This is a genomic window from Bradyrhizobium sp. (assembly GCF_019244115.1).
Taxonomy (GTDB): Bacteria; Pseudomonadota; Alphaproteobacteria; order Rhizobiales; family Xanthobacteraceae; genus Bradyrhizobium.
The window spans coordinates 1-4,925 of sequence record NZ_JAFATE010000615.1 but is presented as its reverse complement, the minus strand read 5'-3'; the positions used below and the strand labels follow the sequence as shown (position 1 = coordinate 4,925).

4 protein-coding genes are annotated in these 4,925 nt (G+C 66.5%); 1 reads left to right on the top strand and 3 read right to left on the bottom strand.

All coding sequences use genetic code 11. The features are described from left to right. Positions 1–72: 72 nt before the first annotated feature. Complete coding sequence (locus JOZ76_RS27070) at positions 73–1,236, top strand: hypothetical protein (protein WP_291703868.1); 1,164 nt, start codon at positions 73–75, stop codon at positions 1,234–1,236. Positions 1,237–1,270: 34 nt separating this feature from the next. Here JOZ76_RS27070 and JOZ76_RS27065 read toward each other — a convergent pair whose 3' ends face one another. The 3 genes from JOZ76_RS27065 to JOZ76_RS27055 all read right to left on the bottom strand — a co-directional run bounded on the left by JOZ76_RS27065 (position 1,271) and on the right by JOZ76_RS27055 (position 4,229). Further along, positions 1,271–2,257 carry a threonine/serine dehydratase gene (locus JOZ76_RS27065; protein ID WP_291703866.1) on the bottom strand — a complete coding sequence of 329 codons (987 nt, stop codon included), beginning with the start codon at positions 2,255–2,257 and terminating at the stop codon, positions 1,271–1,273. Positions 2,258–2,342: 85 nt separating this feature from the next. Then, positions 2,343–3,398, bottom strand: a complete 1,056-nt coding sequence (locus JOZ76_RS27060; RefSeq protein WP_291703863.1) for a glycosyltransferase family 4 protein — start codon at positions 3,396–3,398, stop codon at positions 2,343–2,345. 18 nt (positions 3,399–3,416) lie between these two features. After that, positions 3,417–4,229, bottom strand: coding sequence for a UDP-2,3-diacylglucosamine diphosphatase (locus JOZ76_RS27055; protein WP_291703861.1), 813 nt, complete (start codon positions 4,227–4,229; stop codon positions 3,417–3,419). Between the last annotated feature and the right edge of the window lie 696 nt (positions 4,230–4,925).

Genomic DNA, 4,925 nt, shown 5'->3' with positions numbered 1-4,925 from the left:
GCAATTGCGATTCGGTCAATATCATGGTGATCGTTATCGCAACGCGCCCTGATTTGCGCGGATGAGTTTGCCATGGCCGACGAAGCATTTGCCCTATCGCCGATTTCCGCACGCGCGGCGCAGCCGAGCGAAGCGGATTATGACGCGATCCGCGACGCCTTCATGGAGACGTCGCGCGGCCGCTGGTTCCTCGGCGAATACGCCAAGCGCAACCGCAACGCCGACACCAGCATGGTGCTGGACGCGGTGGCCCGGATCGAGGACGCGCTCGCCGCGCAGCGGCAGCCGCCGCCTCCCGAAGACAAGCTTCCGGAAGCCTTGCAGGCGATCAGGAACGCCGTCGACCAGGCCGCCGCGTCGGCATCGACCGCGCTCGCCGGGCTCGCGATCGAGGACAATCTCGCGCCGGTCCGCAAGGGCGCGCGCATCATCAAGGAGATTTCCTGGCGCTGGCGCGAGATCGGCGCCGATTCGCGGATCTGCGACCTGATCGATTCGCAGCTCAGCGCGATCGAGGCGAGTTGCGGCCAGATCTGCGACATCGACCCCCGCCCTGAGGTCAGCGCCGCCTTCGACCTGATCCGCGACAGGATCGACGAGTTTGACGAAGCTGGCGACCAAGGCGGCGTAGATCCGCACGTGCCGGCACCCGTCGAGGAAGCTGCGGCCGCGGTGGCTGCTCCCATCGTGGCGGCGGAACCGGAGACGCCCGTCGCGATCGACGTGAGACCGGACGCGCCGACGCAAGACCCGAAGTTCGAGGCAAGCGAACCGGAGCTGATCCTGCCGGAAGCCATCGAGGCCGACGAGCCTATCGAAGCTCTGGCACGGGCGATCGACGCGGACACGGAGGCCGAAGCTGCCCCTGACAGCGCCGAGGTCGATGACGATGCGATCCTCGACATGGTCGCGATCGAAATGGCTGCGCCGGATGAGACCTCCGATCACGACTATTTCAGCGCCATCAACGACGCGGTCGGCACCGCGGCCCATCCGGTCGCGGACTTCGAAACGCTGGAAGCGCCTGCGCCGGTGGAACTGGCGCCGCGGCAGCCGCAGCCGGTTCAAGCCTCGTTCCAACCGCCCACCCCTGCCGCTGAGCCCGCGATCCAACCGTCGCTCGGCTCGACGCTGCTCGCGAGCGGTTTCCTGGAGCAGCAGCACGCGCCGGCGAACGATCCGCTCGTCCCGATCCGCCGCATGAGCCAGGCCGAGCGGATCGCATTCTTCTCGTAGCCTGGTCCTTCGCGACGTCGTTCGCAGCTTCCCCTCACGCCACGAGCTTGGCGAACAGGTCCGCATCGACATTGCCGCCGGACAGCACGATCGCGACGGTCTTGCCGCGGGCATCGATGTGGCCGGCGAGTAGCGCGGCGAGGCCGACCGCCCCGCCGGGTTCGACCACGAGCTTCAGCTCGCGATAGGCAAAGGCCACGGCGGTCGCGACCTCGGCATCCGTCGCGGTGACCCCGCCCGACAACAGGCGGCTGTTGATCGCAAAGGTGATCCTGCCCGGCATCTGCGCCATCAGCGCGTCGCAGATGGTGCGGCCATGGGCGTGATGCGCCTCGCGGTGACCGGCCCGCAGCGAGGCGGCGTGGTCGTCAAACCCCTCCGGCTCGGCGACGATGATTTTCGCCTGCGGAAAACGCGCCTTGACGGCGGTCGCAACGCCCGCGATCAACCCGCCGCCCGACGCCGGCGCAACGACGATGTCCGGCGCGAGGCCGCGCGCGGCCATGTCCTCGGCAATCTCGCGCCCCGCGGTGCCCTGCCCTGCGATGACATAGGCATCGTCATAGGGCGGCACGATGGTGGCGCCGCTTTTCGCCGCGATCTCGCCGGCAATGGCTTCGCGATCCTCGCGGTCACGGTCGTACAGAACGACCTCCGCGCCATAGGATTTTGTCCGCTCGCGCTTCAGGGCGGGCGCGTCCTTGGGCATCACGATGGTGGCCTGCATGTTGAGCAGTTTTGCCGCCGCGGCCACGCCCTGCGCGTGGTTGCCGGATGAAAACGCCACCACGCCGCCGGAACGTTTGCCCTCGGGTATGGACGAGAGCTTGTTGAAGGCGCCGCGGAACTTGAAGGAACCGGTCCGCTGCAGCATTTCCGGCTTCAAGAACACGTTTGCGCCGACCCGGTCGTTGAGAACGGGAAAACTGAGCAGCGGGGTGCGGACCGCAAAGGGTGCGACGACGCCCGCCGCTGCATCGATGTCGGCGGGGCCGATGGGGAGCGATGAGCTATCTGTCATTCATCAACTTTACCGCGCCCCGCGATGCCGGCGCAAGGGAGCCCAAACCGACCCAGATCACATCGCAACGACCGCTCGGGTGCGCTCAGGCCACGATGCGCGGATGTTCCGTCAGGACATGGGGCGCGCCGCGTTCCGGCGCAATGGCGGGAATCTCCGCCATGTGATCGACAAAGACCCTTGCGCAGGCCTCCCAGGTGTGCTGAGCGGCGAACGCCGTGCAGGCCTCGCGCCTGATCTGCAGCGCGCCAAAACAGGCGGCACGCAGATCCTCGCTCAGGACGCCGACCGGCGCCGAGCCGATGACGTCGCGGGGCCCGGCCACCGGAAAGGCCGCGACCGGCACGCCGCTCGCCAGCGCTTCCAGCAGTACGAGGCCGAACGTGTCGGTCCGGCTCGGAAACACAAAAACGTCCGCGGCCGCATAGACCTGCGCCAGCGCCTCGCCCTCCAGCGCGCCGAGGAAGACCGCGTCGGGATAGGCCTGCGCCAGCGCCTGGCGTGCCGGCCCGTCGCCGACGATGACCTTCGTGCCCGGCAGATCGAGATCGAGGAACGCCTCGAGGTTCTTCTCTACCGCCACGCGCCCGACACACAAGAACACCGGTTTTGGCTGGCAGAGGTCGCCCTCGCGCGGGTGAAACAGTTTTGTATCGACGCCGCGTGGCCACAGCACGATATTGCGGAAACCGCGCTCGCGCAGTTCGGCCGCCAGCGCCGGCGTCGCCGCCATCACCGCCTTGCTCGGCCCGTGGAACCAGCGCAGCGTCGCCCACACCCAGCCTTCAGGCACCGGCGCGCGCGCCGAGACGTAGTCGGGAAAACGGGTGTGAAAGCTGGTCGTGAACGGCAGGCCGTGCTTGCGGCAGTAGCGGCGGACCAAAACGCCGATCGGGCCTTCGGTGGCGATATGGATCGCGTCAGGCTCTGCCTCCGCGATCAGCCGCGCGATTTTTGCCGGGCGCGGCAGCGCGAGGCGGACGTCACGGTAGCTCGGCATGCCGACGGTGCGGAACGAGTCCGGGGTGATGAAGGAGAACTCGGGCCCGAGACGGCGCGCCGCCTCCGCCACCATGGTCAAGGTCCGCACCACCCCGTTGACTTGGGGATGCCAGGCGTCGGTTGCGACCAGGATGCGCATGCGCGTTCCGTCCGCGTCTCACGCTGCCGCGCGCGCGGCGACGCGCGGCGCTGGCGCAGGCGCGCGCAGCGGCTCGGTCCAGGTGATGATCTCGAACCGGCCGTCCTCATGTTCGGCGAGCGCGGTGCAGCTCTCGACCCAGTCGCCGCAGTTCATGTAGCGGATGTCGTGCTCGTCGCGGATGGTCGCATAGTGGATGTGGCCGCAGATCACGCCGTCAGCACCATGGCGGCGCGCTTCCGAGGCCAGCGCCGCTTCGAAGGCGCCGATATAGTTGACCGCGTTCTTGACCTTCAGCTTCGCCCATTGCGACAGCGACCAGTAGCGCTTGCCGAACATTTTTCGGAAGAAATTGACAAGCCGGTTCATCTGAATCGCGAACTCGTACGCCTTGTCGCCGAGATGGGCGAGCCAGCGCGCGTTCTGCACGACGAGATCGAAGATGTCGCCGTGGATCACGAGATAGCGGCGGCCGTCGGCGCCGAGATGGACGTAGTTCTCCACCACGTCGATGCCGCCGAAATGCGTGCCGTAATAGTTGCGCAAGAACTCGTCGTGGTTGCCGGGCACGTAGATGATCTTGGCGCCCTTGCGCGCCTTGCGCAGCATCTTCTGGACGAAGTCGTTGTGCGATTGCGGCCAGTGCCAGTACGATTTCAGCGCCCAGCCGTCGACGATGTCGCCGACCAGATAGATGGTGTCGGCATCGTGGCTACGCAGGAAATCGAGCAACCGGTCGGCTTGCGAGCCGCGGGCGCCCAGGTGAACGTCCGAAATAAACAGGGTACGAAAGCGCCGCTCCGGGCGCTCTTCACTTCCGTCACTTCCCATCCCGCGCACCTAACAGTTCCACATGACAGATCGATGACTGGACCGCCGCTCGTCCCCAACGTGTCCACCTTCGACGCCCCTTCGCGATGAGCCGACAAAACCTGCGCACCGCCGAGTTCCCCGACATCGCTTCGCCGATCAGCCCGCTGGTCGCGCCAGACGGTCGAATCAACGATTTCACCCTCCTCGCGGATAGCAGCGCGTTACGACAATCAGGCGACATCAGGCGGACGGCGGTGGGGAAGACGGGCAAGCCGGATTGTTCTCGTGCCGCCATTTCCACCGGGGTCGTCGCCCGGCTTGACCGGGCGACCCAGTATTCCAGAGACAGCAGTGCTGGAGCCAAGGAGCCGCGGCCTACTGGATCGCCCGATCAAGTCGGGCGATGACAGGCTGAGAGCATGGAACGGATCCGCCAGACATGCATCAGCAGTCTCGCGGCGCATTGCGTCCGAGCTGTGCGTCATGTTCGCCCCATCGAAAGTGAGAGGGCGCAGGGAATGCCGGGTGAAGGCCTCACCCATGGCCCGCCAGCAACAAGAAAAGCTGGCGGCAGACACCACAGGTTCAGCCGATCATCACCGGCATTCCCTGCGCGATGGTTTTAACGCTTATAGCGCGCTCTCCCTGGGAACCGGGCTTTATTGCTCCCATCGCCCGCGAGATCATCATCTCACGAGCTTGGCCTCAGCGTCG